The following is a 20,053-nucleotide window of genomic DNA, read 5'->3' as shown; positions in this document are numbered from 1 at the left end:
TCGTCGTACCTTTGGTGCGGGGGGCAGCCTTTTTAGGTACAGAAATCGAACATAAAATTAGTTCCTAGAATAGCGAAAACAGTGTTTCTTTTTCGCCCTTCAGGATGTATAATAATAAATATTTTCTATGATTAGTATTGGTTCTTAATAAAGCGCCCAAAAGGACGCCTGTGTATTTGTTAGGAGGATTCATGTGAGTAAGAGGGAGAGCTTGTGGGAGTCCTATCTCGCGAAGGGCATGAGTCGGCGCAGCTTCTTGAAGGGCTGCGTGACGCTCACCTCGCTGATGGGACTCAGCACGGACATGATGACGAAGGTCGTCGAGGCGGCAGAGACGAAGCCGCTGCCGGTCGTGATCTGGATTCACGGGCACGAGTGCACGGGCTGCGATGAGTCCTTCATCCGCTCGGGTGCGCCGCTCGCATCCGATCTCGTCCTGAACAGCATCGCGCTCGAGTACACGCACGTCCTCAGTGCGGGCTGCGGCGAGCCGTTCGAGGAGCATCTCGAGGCGACGATGAAAAAGTACTACGGCGAGTACATCCTCGCGGTCGAGGGCGCGGTCGCAACGGGCGATCATGCCTACACCTGCATGTCGGGCGGGCATCCCTTCGAGGAGACGCTGAAGCGTGTCGCGGCGGGCGCAAAGGCGGTCATCGCCTACGGCACGTGCGCGACGGCGGGCGGCATTCAGGCGGCGGCGCCGAATCCGACGGAGTCCAAGGGCATCCGTGCCTTCATCGGCGCGAAGCCGTATATTGCCGTGCCCGGCTGTCCGCCGATCGCCGAGGTCATGACGGGCGTCGTCATGCACGTCGCGCTCTTCGGCACGCTGCCCCCGCTTGACGCGGAGGGGCGTCCGCGCCAGTTTTACGGCAACCGCATCCACGATACCTGCTATCGCCGTCCCTTCTTCGATGCTGGCATGTTTGCCGACCGCTTCGACGATGCGGGTGCAAAGGCGGGCTGGTGCCTCTATCATCTCGGGTGCAGAGGCCCTGAGACCTACAACTCCTGCGGCAATCTGCGCTGGTATCAGGGGATGTCCTATCCAATCCAGTCCGGCGCACCCTGTATCGGCTGCAGCAATGCAAACTTCTGGGACGATGCGCCCTTCTCGCGGCGTCTGCCTGAGTACGACGGCATCGATGTCGACATGGTCGGCGCAGGCCTTGCCGTCGCGACGGCAGTCGGCGTTGCGGCGCATGCGGGCGCGAGCCTTGTGCAGAAGAAATGCCATGAGAAGCAGCTCGAAAAAGAGGGAAAGCAGGTGCATGAATGAAACACGTAGTTGTCGATCCGATTACCCGCATTGAGGGGCATCTGCGCGTCGAGATCCAAGTCGATGAGGCAACGGGCAAGGTTACGGACGCCATTTCCTCCGGTACGGCATGGCGCGGGCTTGAGCTCGTCATGAACGACCGTGATCCGCGCGATGCGTGGGCATACATTCAGCGCATCTGCGGCGTCTGCACGTCGTCCCATGCGCTGGGCTGTCTGCGTGCCGTGGAGGACGCATTCGGCATCACGATCCCGAAGAACGCGCATTACATCCGCAACATCATCGCGGCGTGCCTTGGGCATCAGGATCATATCATCCATTTCTACCATCTGCACGCACTCGACTGGGTCAGCCCACTCGAGGCGCTGAAGGCTGATCCGGCGGCGACGGCGGCGCTCCAGAACACGGTGCTCGCGACCTATCGTCTGCCGTTCCGTGGCCCTGCGGGGCTTGAGACGGAGGCGTATCCGCACGACGTGCCCGTCTCGAACCCCGAGTACTATGCGGCGATCAAGGCGAAGGTGCAGAAGATCGTGGAGAGCGGCCAGCTCGGCATTTTCTCCGCGCAGTGGTGGGATCACCCCGACTATCAGATGCTGCCGCCCGAGGTGCACCTCATGGCGATCTCGCATTACCTCGAGATGCTGGACAAGCAGCGCGACCTCGTCGTGCCGCACGTCGTCTTCGGCGGCAAGAACCCGCATCCGCACTATGTGCTCGGCGGCATGCCCTGCTCCATCTCGATGGAGGACGGAAACGCCCCGATCAATACGGCGCGCCTCGCGATCGTGGATCGCTCGATCCAGTCCGCGCGCCACATGATGAACGACTACTATCTGCCGGACGTGCTCGCCATCGGGCATCTCTATGTGCAGAAGGGCTACGTCTCGGGCGGGGGGCTGGCGAAGGAGCGCGTGCTCGCATTCGGCATGTTCCCGCAGGAGCCGTTCTCGGGCGCGACAAACGGCGATTTCTTCAAGGATCTGCTCGTGCGCTGCAACGGCGTTGTCGAGAACTTTGCGGGCGGCGTGATGCAGGCAAAGGTCTATGATTTTAAGATGGAGGATGTCTCCGACCCCGAGGTCATCAGCGAGAGCGTCGAGCACGGCTGGTACGAGTACAGCGGCGGCGACAGCAAGGGGCTGCATCCGTGGGAGGGCGAGACAAAGCCGCACTACACGGAGCCGAAGGAAGGCACGAAGACGGAGTGGAAGGCTCTGAACGAGCAGGGCAAATACTCGTGGCTCAAGACGCCGAAATGGCGCGGCAAGCTCTGCGAGGTTGGCCCCCTCGCGCGCTACATCGTCCTCTACACGAAGGCAAAGCAGGGGCTGCTCGGCGACCTCACGTGGGCGGAGCAGATGATCGTCGACCAGATCGACACCGTGACGAAGGTGCTCGGTGTTCCCGCCGAGGCATGGCTGCCCTCGACGGTCGGCCGCACGGCGGCGCGTGCGCTCGATGCGCAGCTGCAGGCGGAGATCAGCAAGTTCTTCTTTGACAAGCTCGTTGCGAACATCAAGAGCGGCGACACACGGGTTGTGAACAACGATAAATGGGATCCCTCGACGTGGCCGAAGGAGGCAAAGGGCGTCGGGTTCTACGAGGCACCGCGCGGCGCGCTCAGTCACTGGGTCGTCATCAAGGACGGCAAGATCGCGAACTATCAGGCGGTCGTGCCGACGACGTGGAACGCCTGCCCGCGCGATGACAAAGCGGGACACGGCGCGTACGAGATGTCGATGATGGATACGCCCGTGAAGATCGCGGACAAGCCGCTCGAGATCGTGAAGGCGGTGCGCTCGTTTGACCCGTGCATGGCGTGCTCGACGCACCTCTTTAACGCGAAGGGGGAGAAGATCCGCGTCGTCACGACCGATCCCTATGCGGGCGTGCGCGTGGACGAATAGGGGGCGATCCGCATGAAAAAAGAACAGCGGCAGGAGTACTACCTCTTTAGTCCCTTTCTGCGTATCTTTCACTGGCTGATGGTCATTGCGATCATCGTCCTCTTTATCACGGGCTTTCTCATCACGAAGCCGCCCGTGATCCTCGCCTCGGAGCCGACGAATACGCCGCTCCTCATGAACCTCGTGCGCAACATCCACTTCATTGCGGCGTTTGCGTTCTGTGCGGGCTTCATTGGGCGCGTCTACGGTTTCATCATCAATCGCGGCGACCGCCTCTTCCCGCATTTCTGGAAAAAGCAGTATTACCGCGACATGATGGACGTTGGGCTGCACTACATGCTCATCAAGCCGTCGCATGAGCCGTTCCTGCGCAATCCGCTGGCGCGCGCCTCGTATGCAGGGCTGTATGTGCTCGTTGCCATCGAGGTGCTCACGGGCTTTGCCATGTACTATATGACAGAGCCGTTTGCCCCCGGCGGCATCATGTTCGGGTGGGTGAACCGCATGCTCGGCAACGAGTTTATGTCGCACTTCGTCCACCACTATACGGCGTGGGCGATTATCCTCTTCGCGATCGGGCACTTCTACATGGTTGTGCGTGCCGAGTTCATGGAGGGCGAGGCGGAGGTATCGAGCATGTTCGCAGGCTCGAAGCTCCTGCGACACACGCCTGTTGATGCGAGGGATGTGGAGTAGAGGTGCATTGGGGGCGCGATATTAGCTTCCCCCGTTTCGACGGGGGAGGCGCTTCATCAAGTACGTTGATTTGGAAATAAAGGAGTAAACTATGTGTAAGGAATGCGGCTGCGGGCTCGCGGAGAGCACGACGCATTTGCAGTTTTTTGTGAAGGGCTATACGGAGGAGAATGCCGCCGCTGTGGAGAAGGCGCTTCTTGGTCTTGCGGGTGTGCTCTATGTGCATATCCATACGCATGACGGGGAGACGACGGTGGACTATGACCCGGCAAAGACGAAGATGACGGAGCTCATCAGCACCTTTGCCGCGCACGGTCTCTCGGCGGAGCTCTAGGATGCACGAGATGGCGATTGCCGAGGGCATCCTCGATATCGCCCTCGACCATGCGCGCACACACGCGGCACAGCGGATTGAGCGCATCCATCTCCGCCTCGGGGAACTCTCGGGGGTGGAGACGGAGGCGCTCTCTCTTGCGTTCTCTTCGGTCATCCGCGGGACGATTGCAGAGAACGCTGCGCTGACATGGGAGCGCGTTCCGCTCACGGGGCGCTGTCATGACTGCGGCAGAGAGCGGCACATACGGCCGCAGGACTATCTCTGCCCCAACTGCGGCGGCGGCATGGAAATCGTCGGCGGGCGCGAGATGCGCGTGGACTATATAGAGATGGAATAGGATATGAAGGTAGTTGTAAAGGCGGACATCCTCGGCAGGAACGAGGCGGCGGCAGCGGAGAACGCGGCGCTCTTTGCGCGGCACGGGATCTACGCGCTGAACCTCCTCGGATCGCCCGGCTGCGGCAAGACCTCGCTGCTCGAGCAGACCCTCACGGCGCTCGGCAAAGAGCTGCGCATGGCGGTGATCGAGGGCGATCTCTTCACGACGAAGGATGCGGCGCGCATTGAACGCTGCGGCGCCCCTGTCGTGCAGATTAACACGAGCGGCGGTTGCCATCTGGATGCGGCGATGGTAGCGGCGGCGCTGGAGAAACTCGATCTCACGGCGCTCGACCTCATCGTGATCGAGAACGTGGGTAACCTCGTCTGCCCCGCCGAGTTTGCGCTCGGTGAGGATCGGAAGGCGGTCGCGCTCAGCATCACGGAGGGGGATGACAAGCCGCTGAAATATCCGCTGATCTTCAAGGAGTCGGCAGTTGCACTCCTCAACAAGGTGGACATCTTGCCCTATACGAATTTCGATATGGAGGCGGCGCGCGCGGACATTACGGCGCTCCACCCCGGGATCTCTGTTCTGCCGATTTCGTGTCGGACGGGCGAGGGTCTTGCGGCGTGGTACGATTGGCTGCGCGCGGAGATTGCAGCAAAGAAGCACGGAGGAGGGCAGCAGTGAAGAGCATCTATGACGAAATTGTTCCCGTTGCGCCTGTGACGGTGCTCGGGATCGGCAATATCATCCTGCGCGACGAGGGCTTCGGCGTGCGTGCGATGGAGTATCTCGAGGAACACTACTCCTTCCCGCAGGAGGTGCGGCTACTCGACGGCGGGACGCTTGGCCCCGAGCTGCTGCATTTCGTGACGGGCACGGAGAAGCTGCTCATCCTCGACGCTGTTGCGGGTGACGCCGCGCCTGGAACGGTCTACCGCTTCGAGAACGATGCGGTGATGGCGCATTTTCAGGAGAAGATGTCCTCGCACGAGATTGGGATTCAGGACGTGCTCGCGTGGCTGACGGTGACGGGGCGGTCGATTCCGAACGTCGTTGTGCTCGGTATGCAGCCCTATGAGCTGACGGCGGGGCTGACGCTCAGCCCCGAGATGGCGGCGGCGCTCCCCTCCTTTGCGCATCGTGCGGTGGAGGAGCTCGTGCGCTTCGGCGTTATTCCGAAGGAGCGCAGTGTGCCGCGCAGGCAGACGGCATGACGGATTGTGGACATACGCCGCCGGGGCAGAGCCCCGTGAACGGGGGCGCGCGGGAAAGGCGCGCCTTTCGTGTCTCAGGGATTGTGCAGGGCGTGGGCTTTCGTCCCTTCGTCTATCGGCTCGCTGCAAAATACGATCTTAGCGGCTGGGTGCTGAATGACAGCGCGGGCGTCGGGATCGAGGCGGAGGGCACGGCGGCGACACTCGACGCCTTTGCAGATGCCCTGCGCACGGAGGCGCCGCTTGCGGCGTCGGTGACGGCGGTGACGTTCACGGATATTCCGTCGCAGGGGGAGGAGGCGTTCCGCATTCTGGAGAGCCCGCAGGGGGCGGCGGCACGGACGCTCGTCTCGCCCGATCTTGCGGTCTGTGCGGACTGTCGGCGTGAGATCCTCTCTGCGGCAGATCGGCGGCATGGCTACGCCTTTACGAACTGTACGAACTGCGGGCCACGCTACTCCATCATTCGCGGTGTGCCCTACGATCGGCCGCTGACCTCGATGGCTCCGTTTCGGATGTGCCCCGCATGTCAGCACGAGTATGATGATCCCGCCGACCGCCGCTTTCACGCGCAGCCGAATGCGTGCGGGGCGTGCGGCCCCTCCTATCGTCTCCTCGTGGACGAGGCGGAGGCAGCGGGTGACCCGCTTGCGGCGGCGCGGCGCATTGTGGCAGAGGGCGGCATTGTCGCCGTCAAGGGCATCGGCGGCTATCATCTCGCGTGCGATGCGCGCAGCGAGGCGGCGGTCACGCGGCTCAGACAGCGCAAGCGGCGCGAGGCGAAGGCGCTCGCCGTGATGGCGGGCAGTATGGAGACGGTGCGGGGACTCTGCACGGTGTCGGATGAGGAGGAGCGTTGGCTGACATCGCCTGCTGCACCGATTGTCCTTCTGCGTCGGCGCGCCGATGCACGGAACCCGGCGGCGGAGAGTGTTGCGCCGGGGAACGCATACCTCGGCGTGCTCCTGCCGTATGCGCCCGTGCATCTCCTCCTGCTTGCGGAGGATGATCTCTGGGTGATGACGAGCGCAAATCTCAGTGGTGAGCCGATCATCTACGAGGATGACATTGCCGTGCGCGGCCTTGCGGGGATTGCGGATGCGATTCTCGTGCACAATCGGGAGATCGTGCACCGCGTGGACGATTCCGTCCTGCGCATGACGGTGGGCGGGCGTCAGATCGTACGCCGCAGTCGGGGCTTTGCGCCGACGCCGCTCGCGCTGCCCTTTGATGGGGGGACATCGGTGCTTGCGGGCGGGGCGGAGCTAAAGAATACCTTTTGCCTGACGCGCGGGCAGGAGGCGTTTCTGAGCGAGCACATCGGCGACCTGATGGAGCATGCCGTGCTCCGCTCCTACGAGGAGACGATCGCGCACTACGAGGCGTTCTTCGAGGTGCGCCCCGCACTGCTCGCCGCTGATCTCCATCCCGCCTATCTCTCGACGCAGTATATGCGTGCGCGTGCGGCGCACGAGGGGCTGCCGCTCGTCAGTGTTCAGCATCATCACGCGCATATTGTAGCGGTGCTCGCAGAGCATGATGTGCGGGAGCGCGTCCTCGGTGTCGCGCTCGACGGGACAGGCTACGGCGCGGACGGGGCTTCGTGGGGTGGGGAGTTCCTCGCGGCGGATATGAGGGACTACGAGCGGCGAGCACATTTCGCCTATCTCCCGCTGCCGGGCGGCGACCGCGCGGCAAAAGAGCCGTGGCGGCTTGCGCTCTGGGTACTGCATACGATGTACGGGGAGGAAATTGCCCGGCGCGCGCCGAAATTTATTGAGGCGCTTCCCGCAGGCTGGGAGCTGCTCGTGCAGGCGACGGCGGCGGGGGTGAATGCACCGCTGACGTCGAGTGCGGGGCGTCTCTTCGATGCGGCGGCGGCTCTCCTCGGCGTGTGCCGCGTGAATGCGTACGAGGGGCAGGCGGCGATTGGGCTGGAGCTGCTTGCACGGCGTGCGCGGCGCGCGGGCGTTATCCTCCCCTATCATGTGAACCTAACGGCGGCGCCGATCACGGTGGACTTCCTGCCCGTGCTCGCAGCGCTTGCGGACGGTGTGGAGTGCATCTCGGCGGAAGAACGTGCGGGGCGTGCGCTCGACTTCCATGTGACAATGGCGGCGGCGGTCGCAGAGGTGCTGCATCTGCTCTCGGCGCTCACAGGGCTGCGCATGGCGGTGCTCTCGGGCGGCGTGTTTCAGAACGCGCTGCTCCTTGAGGAGCTGCTTGCGTATCTCGCGGATTTCCGCGTGCTTCTGCCGCACGCTGCGCCGCCGAACGATGGTGGGATTGCGTACGGACAGGCGACGGTCGCGTTGGCAAGGATGGGAATGTGAGGAAAAAGCGGCTAGTACAGTGTGTTTGTGCCGCTGACAGCAGCGCACGGCAGCACGATATAAAAAGCCTCCCCCGTGCGACACGGGGGAGGGGAACCGCGAAGCGGTGGAAGGGGCGCCTTGAACGATTGGGTGCAGCATAACGATAGGATGATACATCCCCATGATGGGTTAAGATAAAGGAGAAACTATGTGTTTAGCAGTTCCGGCGAAAGTCGTTGAGATACAGGATCAGCTTGCCTCGGTGGAGGTGAACGGGGTGCGCCGCGCGGCGAGCCTCATGCTGCTGCCCGAGGCGGCGATTGGCGACTATGTGCTCGTCCACGCGGGCTTTGCGATGCAGATCGTCGAGGCGGACGAGGCGGAGCGGATCGAGGCGTTGCGTGCGGAGATGCGCGGTGCACCGCGTACGGTGGTGAGTATCCCATGAGGAGCGCGCAGGACACGCAGACACGTGCGGCGGAAATTATCGCAGAGCTGCGCGATATTGTCGGCACGCACGGAAAGCGCATCCGCCTGATGGAGGTCTGCGGGACGCATACGGTTGCGATCTTTCGCGCGGGACTGCGTCAGATTCTCCCCGAGGAGGTGGAGCTCGTCTCAGGACCCGGATGCCCCGTCTGCGTAACGGCGGACGATTACATCGACGCGGCGATTGCGTACGCGGGGATGGAGGATGTCATCATCACGACGTTTGGCGATATGCTGAAGGTGCCCGGCACGCGTTCGAGCCTTGCCGAGGCGCAGGCGGCAGGTGCGGATGTCCGCATCGTCTACTCGCCGCTTGATGCACTCACGATTGCGGCGGAGAATCCGACGAAACAGGTTGTCTTCCTCGCCGTCGGCTTTGAGACGACGGCACCGACCGAGGCGGCGGCGGTGCTCGCGGCAGAGGCGCAGGGGATTCGGAACATCTTCCTCTTTTCGGCGCAGAAGCTTGTGCCGCCCGTCATGCGCGCGCTTCTCGACGGCGGGGAGACGCATGTTGACGGCTTCCTCCTGCCGGGACACGTCTCGGTGGTGACGGGGACGGAGACGTTCGAGTTCCTTGCGCGGGACTACTCTGTGCCGGGGGTTGTGGGCGGATTCGAGCCGCTTGAGATCCTGCGCGCGATTCAGCTGCTCGTGCGCCAGATCGGGGCGGGGGAGGCGCGCATCGAGAACGCCTATGAGACGGTTGTGCGCCCTGCGGGCAATCCCGTTGCGCGTGCGGCAATCGAGCGTGTCTATGAACCTGCGACGGTGCGCTGGCGCGGACTGGGTGAGATTCCCGCCTCGGGGCTTGCCATGCGCGAGGAGTACGCGACATTTGACTTTGCACGCGTGCGCCCGCTCTCGGTGGAGACTGTGGGGGACGGGCGCCACGGCTGCCGCTGCGGCGAGGTGCTGCGCGGGGCGATTGTGCCGCGTGACTGCAATCTTTTCGGCAAGGCGTGTGTGCCGGAGCACGCCATAGGGCCGTGCATGGTCTCGGTTGAGGGGACGTGCGCTGCATGGTATAAATATGGGGGAGGGAGGTTCCGCTATGGAGCATGAGGTCATTACGCTCGCACATGGGGCGGGCGGACAGATGAGTCACGCGCTGATGGAGGAGGTTGTGCTGCCGGAGCTCGGCAATACGATTCTCGATACGCTGCATGACGGCGCTGTCCTGCCGCTCGCGGGACACGCGGCGTTTACGACGGACTCCTATGTCGTGCAGCCGCATTTCTTCCCGGGCGGGAGCATCGGGCGGCTCGCCGTCTGCGGGACGGTCAACGATCTCGCAATGACGGGCGCAGTACCGCGCTGGCTCTCGCTCGCCGTCATCCTCGAGGAGGGCTTCCCCATCGAGACCCTGCGCCGCATCGTGCGCGATATTCGCGCGGCGGCAGATGAGGCGGGCGTCCTCATCGTGACGGGCGATACAAAGGTCGTGCCGCGCGGCTGCGGGGACGGTATCTATATCAATACGGCGGGTGTTGGTGAGATGATTGAGGGTGTGGACATTGCCCCCGTGAATATCAAACCGGGCATGGACATCATCGCCTCTGGCACGCTCGGCGATCATGCGGCAACGGTCATGGCGGCGCGGCACAATCTCACGCTGCCGGAGGGGATCATGAGCGACAGCGCACCGCTCTGCCACATGACGGCGGCGATGCTCGCGGCGGCACCCTCCATTGCTGTCCTGCGCGATCCGACGCGCGGCGGCGTTGCGGCGTCGCTGAACGAACTTGCAGGAGCGGCGGGCGTCGGCATTCTCCTCGAGGAGGGCGCGATCCCCGTGCATCCCGCCGTGCAGGGGGTCTGCGATCTCCTCGGATTCGACCCGCTCACGCTTGCAAACGAGGGCAAGCTCCTCGCCTTCGTCCCGCCCGAGGACACGGCACGCCTGCTGGATGTCATGCACGCCGACCCGCATGGGCGTGCGGCGTGCGTCATTGGACACACAACGGCGGAGGCACCGGGCGAAGTGGGGCTGCGCACCGCGCTCGGCGGCATCCGCGTCGTCGATCTTCCGCTTGGGGAGCTTGTACCACGCATTTGTTGAGGGGGCGACCTACCGCCTCCCCCGTGCGACACGGGGGAGGGGAACCATGCGCAGCATGGTGGAAGGGGCGCCATGAGCGACATAGGCTATCTACCGTCAGAGAGTCGAAATAGCCACAAGCGCCCCTATCGTCACGCCTATGGCGTGCCACTTCCCCCGCTTCGGCGGGGGAAGCTGATCGTTGCGTGTCCTGTTTTCCGCGCACGAAAAAAGCGGGCAGTGGTCAGCCGCCCGCTTTTTCCCTTATCTATCTGTAGTAGGATGATAGTAGGTTACTTTGTGAGATGCACGTCGGGAATCTGGACATCGTGATGCGTGTCCGGGTCGACGTTGGAATACACGCCCGTCTTTGTCTCGAACGCCTTCAGATTGTCTGCGTTTGCCTCAAGCATGTCCTCTACGAAACGCTCCACCGCATCTGCAAAATATACTGCCATCTCAATGCCCCTTTTCTATTTCGTATCTCTGTAGTGACCTTACCTTAGCACGTTTTCCGCATAAATAAAAATATTTCTTCATGATAAAATAATAGTCTATCCCTATAAAAATATTTTATCTAAGTGTGACTTTTATACTATTCTTTTATCGACATATATAGTAAACTAATAAGCGACATAGTTTTTTCGAATTGTAAGCAAGATGACGCCCGCATCCGGGCAAAGGGAGATGATCGGATGACGTTGGTACAAATGCGGTATTTCTATGAGGTCTGCCAATGGCAGAACATCACGAAGGCGGCAGAGCATCTGCACGTCTCGCAGCCGACCGTCACGGTCGCCATGCAGGCGCTCGAGGCGGAGACGGGGCTGAACCTGTTCCACCGCGAGGGACGTAAGATCACGGTCACGGCGGACGGCGCGAAACTCCTCGGCAAGGTCTCGTACATCCTCACGGAGGTCGCGCGCCTGGACGGTGAGATTCGCGACATGGCACACCGTCATGCGAAGGTGCGGATTGCAATGCCGCTGCAGCTCGGCGTCGTCTTCCTGCCGCACATCCTCGGCGACTTCCGCCGCGATCATCCCGAGATCGACCTCGAGATCATCGAGACGGGCGGCGTGAGCGCCCTGCAGATGGTCGAGGAGGAAAAACTCGACTTTGCGCTGACGAACTACACCGTCGATTTCAGCGCGCGCCTCTCCTATGCAAAGCTCTTCGACTGCGAGTGCACCTTTGTCACGCGCCCCGACCATCCGTTTGCGGAGCGGCATTCACTCAGTATTACAGACCTGCGGGACGAGCCGCTCATCATGCTCGACAGCAACTTCTTCGTTGACCGCCTCGTGCAGGACGCATACGGGCGCATGGGCGAGAAGCCGAATGTCATCCACTACTCGCCCTATCTGCACACGGTCAAGAATCTCGTGCACGCGGGCATCGGCTCGACCTTCCTCGCACGGCCGTCGGTACTCCCGTCGGACAACTTCGTCCAGATCCCGCTCATCGATCCGATCTTCATCAACAGCGGGCTCGTCACGAAGAAGGGACGCCAGACCTTCGACGACGTGCGCCTCGTCATGAACTACCTGCGCGGCCTGACGAAGGAGCTGCTGGGCGGCGGGAAGAAGGGACGCTGATCTTTACATTTCGGCTGCGAGGGGCTATGATTGGATAGAACGAGCGCTTTTATCTCACGATGCAGAGGCAGGTGTTTCTTATGAATTTGGCGAAAGTTTCCGCGCGCGGTCAGATTACGGTTCCCCTCGAAATCCGGCGTATGCTCAAGCTAAAATCCGGTGATAAGATCCTCTTTTTTCAAACACATGGCGGCGAAATCGTTGTGAGCAACGCCTCGACAGCGGCAATCCAACGGGCACAGGAAGCGTTTGCCGGTGCGGCCGAGGATATGGGCGTACATAGTGAGGATGAGGTGCAGGCGCTTGTCGATGAACTGCGCTGCGGAGTGCGCTATGCGGATACTGATTGATACGAATGTCCTGTTCTCAGCGCTCCTCTTCCCGCGCTCCAAGCCTGCGCTCGCACTGATTCATGCTGTGGAGCATCATCATGTTGTCTTGTGCGAACGCAATGTGAGTGAGTTGCGTGAGATTTTGCAGCGTAAGGCTGTGAGGTATTTGGCGGCCGCGGAGGAGCTTCTTGCTACGATGGCATATGAATTGATTCCCGAGGAGGAACGCACATCTGAGCGCATTCGGGACGCGAAGGATCAGCCGATTCTCAATGCCGCAATCGCATCGAATGTGGATGTGATTCTTACGGGTGATAAGGACTTTCTCAGCCTTGCGATCGTGCGTCCCACCTGTATGACGGCGGCTGACTTCCTCATGCACGAGGGGATTGAAGCGTAGAAGCAATCTTTTCCATCGCAGTCTACTCAACCAATTCCGTCTTGCAATTCCCTCCCGCCCCCGTCTTTGTATATTCCCTATGCAAAGGCGGGGGCTTTGTGTTATAATGAAACGAATACTGTCTTTCAACAGCTAATTACGCTATTATCAGACACAGGAGTGTGAAACTACTTGTTCGGAATATCTTCGATTCTAAAACGCTTCCTTGGCGACAACAATGACAAGGAGATCGCGCGCTACCGTGAGATCGTGGAGCAGATCAACGCGCTTGAGCCCACGATGATGAACCTCACGGATGACAAGCTGACGGGCTACACGCGGAAATTCCGCGAGCAGCTCGCAGAAGGCGTAACGATGGAGGAAATCCTGCCCGAGGCGTTCGCCGTCGTGCGCGAGACCTCGCGCCGCGTGCTCGGCATGCGCCACTTCGACGTGCAGCTGATCGGCGGCATCTGCCTCCACGAGGGTCGCATCGCCGAGATGCGCACAGGCGAGGGCAAAACCCTCGTCGCGACCACGGCGGTCTACCTCAACGCACTCGCGGGCAAGGGCGTCCACATGGTCACGGTCAACGACTACCTCGCACGCCGCGACAGTGAGTGGATGGGCAAGCTCTATCGCTACCTCGGGCTCTCGGTCGGTCTGATCGCACACAACATGGACTTCCCCGAGCGCAAGGCGGCGTATGCCGCAGACGTGACATTCGGCACGAACAACGAGTTCGGTTTTGACTACCTGCGTGACAACATGGTGCTCTCCGAGGGACAGATGGTACAGCGCCCCCTGCACTATGCGATCGTCGACGAGGTGGACTCCATCCTCATCGACGAGGCGCGCACGCCGCTCATCATCTCCGGCCCCGGCACGAAGTCCACGGACAACTACCGCGTCATGGCGGAGGCGGTACGCCATCTGAAGGAGGGCGAGGACTACACGGTCGACGAGAAGCAGAAGACCGTCGCGCCCGCCGACTCCGCCGTGCCGAAGATTGAAAAAATCGTCGGCATCACGAACCTCTATGCGCCCGAGAACATCGAGCTCTCGCACTGCTTTACGGCGGCGCTGCGCGCAAAGGCACTCATGCACCGCGACCGCGACTACGTGGTGAAGGGCGACGAAATCGTCATTGTCGATGAGTTTACGGGACGCCTGATGGAGGGGCGCCGCTACTCCGATGGTCTGCATCAGGCAATCGAGGCGAAGGAGGGCGTCAAGATTCAGCGCGAGTCGCAGACGCTCGCGAGCATCACCTTTCAGAACTATTTCCGCATGTACGACAAGCTCGCGGGCATGACGGGCACGGCAAAGACGGAGGAAAACGAATTTCTCAAGATCTACAACCTCCCCGTCATTGTCATCCCGACGAACAAGCCCATCCAGCGCATCGACGAGGCGGATGTCATCTACAAGACGAAGGCGGCGAAATACCGCGCCGTCGGACGCGCGGTCAAGGAGATTCACGAGACGGGGCAGCCGATCCTCATCGGCACGACCTCGATCACGCAGTCCGAGGAGATGTCGAATGTCCTGAAAAGGAACGGCATCCCGCACGTCGTGCTGAACGCGAAATTCCACGAGAAGGAAGCCGAGATCGTTGCAAACGCCGGGCAGAAGGGCGCGGTCACGATCGCGACGAACATGGCGGGACGCGGCACGGACATCAAGCTCGGCGAGGGCGTCGAGGCACTCGGCGGGCTATACATTGTCGGTACAGAGCGCCACGAATCGCGGCGCATTGACAATCAGCTGCGCGGACGTTCGGGGCGTCAGGGCGACCCCGGTGCGTCGAAGTTCTTCCTCTCGCTTGAGGACGACCTGATGCGGCTCTTTGCCTCCGACCGCATTGCGGGCATCATGGATCGCCTCGGCATGGAGGAGGACGAGCCGATCGAGCACGCGATCATCACGCGCTCCATCGAGCACGCGCAGAAGAAGGTCGAGGCGCGCAACTTCGACATCCGCAAGCACGTCCTAGAGTACGACGATGTCATGAACCAGCAGCGCGAGGTCATCTACGGCGAGCGCAAGAAGATCCTGCTCGGCGAGAATCTGCGCGAGAACATCCTCGCCATGGTGAAGCACATCATCAAGGACGAGATGACGCAGTACGCGAACGAAAAGCTCTACCCCGAGGAATGGCAGCTGGACGCCCTCATCGAGGACGCCGAGAAGGTGTACGCGCCGAAGGGTCGCCTCAAGAAGGCAGAGCTCGAGGCGCTGGCGCGCGACGAGATCCAGGAGGAACTCGAGAAGGTCGCGGAGGAGGGCTACCGCTCACGTGAGCTGATGTTCGGCGAGGAGAATATGCGCGAGCTCGAGAAGGTCGTCATGCTCCGCGTTGTCGATCAGAAGTGGATGGATCACCTCGACCACATGGATATGCTGCGTGAGGGTATTAACCTGCGTGCGTATGGACAGCGCAATCCACTTGTCGAGTACAAGATCGAGGCACTCACGATGTTCGAGGAGATGGAGGCGTCCATCATGGATCAGATTGCCTCCCTCATGTACCATGTGAGCATCGTCACCCCGCAGGCTGCAGCGGCACAGGCAGAGGCACCTGTCTCCGCAGACGGCACGCCGCGTCCCGCGCCCGTTATGGACGAGGGGGCACAGCGCCGCGCCGAGCAGCTGCTTGCACGCGAGCGCTCGAAGCTCGAAGATCACCTCTCGACTGCACGTGCCTCGCACGGCGACGAGTCCGTTCCCGCCGAGGCAAAGAGTGCGAAGAAGGACGAGGACGGCAAGAAGGTCGGGCGCAACGACCCGTGTCCCTGCGGCAGCGGCAAGAAGTATAAGAACTGTCACGGGAAAGGGAAATAAGAGATAGGGCTCGCGGAGTATGCCCAACGCGAACGCCTCGTTACGCAAGTGATCGCGTGCTTATTCGCCTAAATACCTGCGGACTTCTTAAACGCGCTTCGCTTGAACGAAAGAAATCCGCAGGGGGCGAAACGCCCGCTTTACTCACTTGCTCCACTAGGGTTCGCTTTTGGGCAATACTACCTCGTGTCAGTCTTATACGAAGATAAATTAAGAAACTAAGGAAAAAACAATGCTGGAAGATCTGAAACCGATACTGAATGATCTGGGCGAAAAGCTCGATCAGATGCGCATCTCTCTGGAGATCCCCGCGAAGGAGGAGAAGATCGCCGAGCTCGAGTACAAGATGAGCGAGCCGTCCTTCTGGGACGATGCGGCGGCGGCGCAAAAGCTGAACCAGGAGCTCGCCGCGCTCAAAGGCGGCGTCGATACCTATGAGGAGCTCAAGGCAAAATACGAGGATGCCGAGACACTCTATGAAATGGGCATCGAGGAGAACGATCCTACGATGGAGGGTGACATTCGCGCGGAGCTGACCCTCATTGCCGAGGGGCTTGAGACACTCCAGCTCGAGGTACTGCTCTCGGGCGACTACGACGCAAACGACGCCATCCTCACGCTCCATGCGGGCGCGGGCGGCACGGAGGCACAGGACTGGACGCAGATGCTCCTCAGGATGTACGGGCGCTGGGCAGAGCGGCACGGCTTTACCGTCGAGACCGCCGACCTGCAGCCGGGCGATGAGGCGGGCGTGAAGTCTGCAACCCTCTTTATCAAGGGACACAATGCCTACGGCTTTTTGAAATCCGAGAAGGGCGTGCATCGCCTCGTGCGCATCTCTCCGTTTGACTCGCAGGCGCGGCGCCACACCTCGTTCTCTGCGTGCGATGTGATGCCCGAGATTGACGATGCTGTGGAAGTCCCGATCAATATGGACGATGTGCGCGTCGACTATTTCCGTGCGAGCGGCGCGGGCGGACAGCACATCAACAAGACCTCGTCTGCCGTTCGCATGACGCACGAGCCGACGGGCATCGTCGTGCAGTGTCAGAACGAGCGCTCGCAGCTGCAGAACAAGGAGCAGTGCCTCAAGATGCTCCGTGCAAAGCTCTTTGAGCTCGAGCAGGAGAAGAAGGAAGAGGAGATCGCCAAACTCGAGGGCGTACAGCAGAAGATCGAGTGGGGCAGTCAGATCCGCTCCTATGTGTTCCAGCCATATACGATGGTGAAGGACGTGCGTACGAACGCCGAGACGGGCAACGTGCAGGCGGTCATGGACGGGGAGATCGATCCCTTTATCCGTGCGTATCTAAACGCAAAGGCGAATCACGAGTTTTAAGGAGAATCCCATGTGGAAAGCATCAGCCGTCGTCCTTGCCATCGTTGTTGCCGTCACTGCGGGCATTTTTGCGCTTCCCACTGTGGTCACGCATATGATCACGGACGCCTTGCGTGACCGCACGAGCGCGGAGGATGTGCAGATCTCGATCACGGACAGCCCGCGCCTCGTCTTCGGCGAGATCGGTGCACTGGACGGCGTCATCCGACAGGGACGCATCGGGAAGGTGTTCGTGCGCGAGCTGACCGTCACGGGCACGAACCTGCGCTTTGACATGAGGCAGCTCCTCTCCGAGCAGCAGCTTGTCCTCACCGCAGCAGAGAGCGTCGAGATGCGAGGCATCGTCGATGCGGACGCGATTCGCGAGCTCATTACGAATGCAGCGGATAAATTCACCGATGTTGCCGTCACGGTGCATCCGGGAAGCGTCCTCACAACAGCAAAGACGCGCGCGTTCGGGCAGACCTTTGAGGTCACGATTGAGGGAGGCTTCTCCATCGTCAGCGGCGACCTCTACTACAAGGCACGCCGTATCTCTGCGCGTGGGATGGGGCTGAATGTGCTGAGTCTCGATGGGCTCTTCCCGGATGTGCTCGTCGCACGAGCTGACACGCTGCCGTTCGGGCTCGCGTTCCAGACCGTCGAGGAGAAGGACGGCGTGGTTATTCTGACGGCGGGGAAATAAGGAATCATACATGAAGAAATTTCACTATCATCCGATCCTCTTGGCGGCGATCCTCGTCGGCTTCATCGCGAGCCTCGTGATCGGCATGGAGCGCCACGCTGTAGAGGAGAACTCACGCACGGTGGAGCTCGCCGTCGACTACGAGGGGCTGCTCGAGCTCGCCGCGCGTGAGGGACTGCCCGCAGAGGATGTGCTTGCCCGCGCCAGGGAAGTGGGCATCACCTCGCTCGCTGTCTACGAGACGACCTTTGAAAAATTCAACAAAAACGGGAAGGCAAACGCAGTACAGGGCGCGGATCTCCTTGCCGCCTACCATACGGGAACGCTCACCGACCCGCACTGGCGTGCGCTCGTCGAGGAAGGCAAGATTGTCGGTACGGAGATCTACGTTGTTTCACATGACCCCGTGACCTATGCCGAGCTCAAAGAGGATCTCTTCCGCCGCTTCGGCGCGGCGCGCGTCACCGTCCACACAGTTGGTGCGGACGAGGTCATCGCCGTCAAGGATCACTACGAAGCATTTGAAAAGCGCAACATCGGGCTGCCGTCCAATGAGCTGCGCGCCGTCAATGCGGCGGGCTTCGACGTGATCGCGCGTCCCTCGAACTACCACGACTGCACGCCGGACGATGTGCGTGCGGTATTTTCACGCATGGATGGGATTGCGGTCTCGGCGATTGTGTTCTCGGGGCAGGAGACCCTCGGTGCACCGAAGGCGCTGCAGACGACGATCGACGAGATGCGCGCACGCCGTCTCCCCCTCGGTCTCATCGAGGGCGTGACCCAGCTGCAGTTCTACCGCCAGCAGGGCATGGACGAGATCGCGGAGGGCGTCGGCTACGGCAATGTTGCGCGCCTTTACTCGATCCCGAAGGACGAGCTGAAGAAGCTCAAGATCGCAGATGCCGTCGAGCGCTGGGTGACGACGGACGAGGAGCGGAACATCCGAATCAACCTCCTGCGCATCTACGACGAACCCGCGCCGAACATGAGCCTCCTCGAGACAAATATGAAGTACTTCGGAGACACGCGCGCGGCGCTCGAGTCCCACGGATTCAAGATCGGGCGGGCTGGCATGTTCGCCTCCTATGAACCGTCGCGCGTACTGCGCGCCCTCGTCATCATGGGCGTTGCGGCGGCAGGTGTGCTCTATCTCTCGCTTGTCATTCCTGCGTTCAATCGCCGCAGAAAAGCCGTCCTGCTCTTCTTCGCCGTTGCGGCTCTCATCACGATGATGCCGATCCTCATCGGCGCGGGGAGCAAGGTGCGGGTTGTCGCGGCACTTGCGAGTGCAAATCTCTTTCCAACGCTCGCCATCGTTGCGCTTCTCGATCTCCTGCGTGGTCGGCGCTTCCAGAAGAACGCGCCTACGTGGCGTATCCTCGTCGCAGGTCTTGTGCTGCTCGGTATCACGAGCGCGCTGTCGCTGATCGGCGCGTCCTATCTCTCGGGTGCACTCACGGACACGCGCTATCTTCTCGAGTTCGACATCTTCCGCGGGATTAAGCTGACCTTTGTCCTGCCGATGGTGCTCGTCGCCATTGCCTTCATGCAGCGGTTTGACATCTTTGACGGGCAGTTCGACGCCTCGGCGGGCGTGCTTGGGCAGCTGCGCGAGATCATGGCGACGCCCGTGCGCGTTGGCTCACTCCTCGGCGGGCTCGTCCTCATCGGGGCGCTCGTCGTGCTCGTCCTGCGCAGCGGGCATACCTCGGGCATGCCTGTGCCCGGCATCGAGCTGAAGATGCGCGCGGCACTCGAGCAGATCTTCTACGCGCGCCCCCGCACGAAGGAGTTCCTGATCGGGCATCCTGCGTTCCTGCTCGCGCTCTATGGCGCGGCGCGCAGGTGGCGGACGTGGATCATCTTCGGACTCGTGCTCGTCGCGACCATCGGACAGGGGTCGATGGTGGAAACCTTTGCGCATATGCGCACGCCGATCGAGATGTCGCTTGTGCGCGGCATCGGCGGCATCTTCCTCGGTGGTGCAATCGGCACGGTACTTGTGGCACTTGTCGCCGCATGGAATCATCTGCTGGAGCGCGTGAAAAGGGAAGGATAGCCTTTTCATGCGTGCTCTTCGCGAACGCTTAGTTGCGCAAGCGGTCGTGTGCTCGTCCGCCTAAATACCGACGGATTTCAAACGCGCTTCGCTTGAACGGTAGAAATCCGTCGGGGGCGGGTCGCACACTCTGCTCCGCTTGCTCCACTAGGGTTCGCTCAGAGCATCGCATCATTTTGTGCGGCAATACCGTATAACAAAG

Annotated in this window: 19 protein-coding genes; 18 read left to right on the top strand and 1 reads right to left on the bottom strand. The window is 61.3% G+C overall.

The genetic code is table 11. The features are described from left to right. Positions 1-193 precede the first annotated feature (193 nt). The 11 genes from HMPREF9163_RS05290 (at position 194) to hypE (ending at position 10,633) form a co-directional block, all read left to right on the top strand. Entirely contained in the window at positions 194-1,282 is a 1,089-nt protein-coding gene (locus HMPREF9163_RS05290; RefSeq protein ID WP_009440654.1) for a hydrogenase small subunit, read from the top strand. Further along, the gene (locus HMPREF9163_RS05285; protein ID WP_009440653.1) at positions 1,279-3,192 is read left to right on the top strand and encodes a nickel-dependent hydrogenase large subunit; all 1,914 of its coding nucleotides are present in this window, start codon (positions 1,279-1,281) and stop codon (positions 3,190-3,192) included. The genes HMPREF9163_RS05290 and HMPREF9163_RS05285 overlap by 4 nt, the downstream gene beginning before the upstream one ends. Before the next feature lie 12 nt (positions 3,193-3,204). After that, positions 3,205-3,888: a Ni/Fe-hydrogenase, b-type cytochrome subunit gene (gene cybH / locus HMPREF9163_RS05280; RefSeq protein WP_009440652.1), complete on the top strand. Its 684-nt coding sequence runs from the start codon at positions 3,205-3,207 to the stop codon at positions 3,886-3,888. A 91-nt stretch (positions 3,889-3,979) separates the two neighbouring features. Next, the gene (locus tag HMPREF9163_RS05275) at positions 3,980-4,222 is read left to right on the top strand and encodes a hypothetical protein (protein ID WP_009440651.1); all 243 of its coding nucleotides are present in this window, start codon (positions 3,980-3,982) and stop codon (positions 4,220-4,222) included. A gap of 1 nt (position 4,223) precedes the next feature. After that, positions 4,224-4,562: a hydrogenase maturation nickel metallochaperone HypA gene (hypA, locus tag HMPREF9163_RS05270; protein ID WP_009440650.1), complete on the top strand. Its 339-nt coding sequence runs from the start codon at positions 4,224-4,226 to the stop codon at positions 4,560-4,562. 3 nt (positions 4,563-4,565) lie between these two features. Then, the gene (gene hypB, locus HMPREF9163_RS05265) at positions 4,566-5,237 is read left to right on the top strand and encodes a hydrogenase nickel incorporation protein HypB (RefSeq protein ID WP_009440649.1); all 672 of its coding nucleotides are present in this window, start codon (positions 4,566-4,568) and stop codon (positions 5,235-5,237) included. Then, positions 5,234-5,767 (top strand): HyaD/HybD family hydrogenase maturation endopeptidase, encoded by a 534-nt coding sequence (locus HMPREF9163_RS05260; RefSeq protein WP_009440648.1) that lies wholly within the window; start codon positions 5,234-5,236, stop codon positions 5,765-5,767. The genes hypB and HMPREF9163_RS05260 overlap by 4 nt, the downstream gene beginning before the upstream one ends. Further along, positions 5,764-8,100 (top strand): carbamoyltransferase HypF, encoded by a 2,337-nt coding sequence (gene hypF, locus HMPREF9163_RS05255; protein ID WP_009440647.1) that lies wholly within the window; start codon positions 5,764-5,766, stop codon positions 8,098-8,100. The genes HMPREF9163_RS05260 and hypF overlap by 4 nt, the downstream gene beginning before the upstream one ends. Before the next feature lie 190 nt (positions 8,101-8,290). Continuing rightward, complete coding sequence (locus HMPREF9163_RS05250; protein WP_009440646.1) at positions 8,291-8,530, top strand: HypC/HybG/HupF family hydrogenase formation chaperone; 240 nt, start codon at positions 8,291-8,293, stop codon at positions 8,528-8,530. Further along, complete coding sequence (gene hypD / locus HMPREF9163_RS05245) at positions 8,527-9,636, top strand: hydrogenase formation protein HypD (RefSeq protein WP_009440645.1); 1,110 nt, start codon at positions 8,527-8,529, stop codon at positions 9,634-9,636. The genes HMPREF9163_RS05250 and hypD overlap by 4 nt, the downstream gene beginning before the upstream one ends. Continuing rightward, positions 9,626-10,633, top strand: a complete 1,008-nt coding sequence (gene hypE, locus HMPREF9163_RS05240) for a hydrogenase expression/formation protein HypE (RefSeq protein ID WP_009440644.1) — start codon at positions 9,626-9,628, stop codon at positions 10,631-10,633. The genes hypD and hypE overlap by 11 nt, the downstream gene beginning before the upstream one ends. Before the next feature lie 272 nt (positions 10,634-10,905). On the opposite strand, the gene HMPREF9163_RS12180 is transcribed toward hypE, so the two are convergent. After that, complete coding sequence (locus tag HMPREF9163_RS12180; protein WP_009440643.1) at positions 10,906-11,070, bottom strand: hypothetical protein; 165 nt, start codon at positions 11,068-11,070, stop codon at positions 10,906-10,908. 237 nt (positions 11,071-11,307) lie between these two features. Between HMPREF9163_RS12180 and HMPREF9163_RS05230 the strand changes: the two genes are divergently transcribed. The 7 genes from HMPREF9163_RS05230 (at position 11,308) to HMPREF9163_RS05200 (ending at position 19,851) form a co-directional block, all read left to right on the top strand. Beyond that, positions 11,308-12,210: a LysR family transcriptional regulator gene (locus HMPREF9163_RS05230; protein WP_009440642.1), complete on the top strand. Its 903-nt coding sequence runs from the start codon at positions 11,308-11,310 to the stop codon at positions 12,208-12,210. A gap of 80 nt (positions 12,211-12,290) precedes the next feature. After that, positions 12,291-12,560, top strand: a complete 270-nt coding sequence (locus HMPREF9163_RS05225) for a type II toxin-antitoxin system PrlF family antitoxin (protein ID WP_037346205.1) — start codon at positions 12,291-12,293, stop codon at positions 12,558-12,560. Beyond that, positions 12,544-12,942 (top strand): putative toxin-antitoxin system toxin component, PIN family, encoded by a 399-nt coding sequence (locus HMPREF9163_RS05220; protein ID WP_009440640.1) that lies wholly within the window; start codon positions 12,544-12,546, stop codon positions 12,940-12,942. Before HMPREF9163_RS05225 ends, HMPREF9163_RS05220 begins: the two co-directional genes overlap by 17 nt. A 171-nt stretch (positions 12,943-13,113) precedes the next feature. Further along, on the top strand, positions 13,114-15,765 hold the full coding sequence (gene secA / locus HMPREF9163_RS05215; protein ID WP_009440639.1) for a preprotein translocase subunit SecA: 2,652 nt from the start codon (positions 13,114-13,116) through the stop codon (positions 15,763-15,765). A 232-nt stretch (positions 15,766-15,997) separates the two neighbouring features. Beyond that, complete coding sequence (prfB, locus tag HMPREF9163_RS05210) at positions 15,998-17,104, top strand: peptide chain release factor 2 (RefSeq protein ID WP_009440638.1); 1,107 nt, start codon at positions 15,998-16,000, stop codon at positions 17,102-17,104. A gap of 10 nt (positions 17,105-17,114) precedes the next feature. Further along, positions 17,115-17,789, top strand: coding sequence for a hypothetical protein (locus HMPREF9163_RS05205; RefSeq protein ID WP_009440637.1), 675 nt, complete (start codon positions 17,115-17,117; stop codon positions 17,787-17,789). Positions 17,790-17,799: 10 nt separating this feature from the next. After that, on the top strand, positions 17,800-19,851 hold the full coding sequence (locus HMPREF9163_RS05200; protein ID WP_009440636.1) for a DUF5693 family protein: 2,052 nt from the start codon (positions 17,800-17,802) through the stop codon (positions 19,849-19,851). Positions 19,852-20,053: the final 202 nt, after the last annotated feature.

Origin of the sequence: Selenomonas sp. oral taxon 138 str. F0429, assembly GCF_000318175.2 — a bacterium.
In the GTDB taxonomy this organism is placed as follows: Bacteria; Bacillota; Negativicutes; order Selenomonadales; family Selenomonadaceae; genus Centipeda; species Centipeda timonae.
This window is presented reverse-complemented; position numbering and strand designations above follow the sequence as displayed.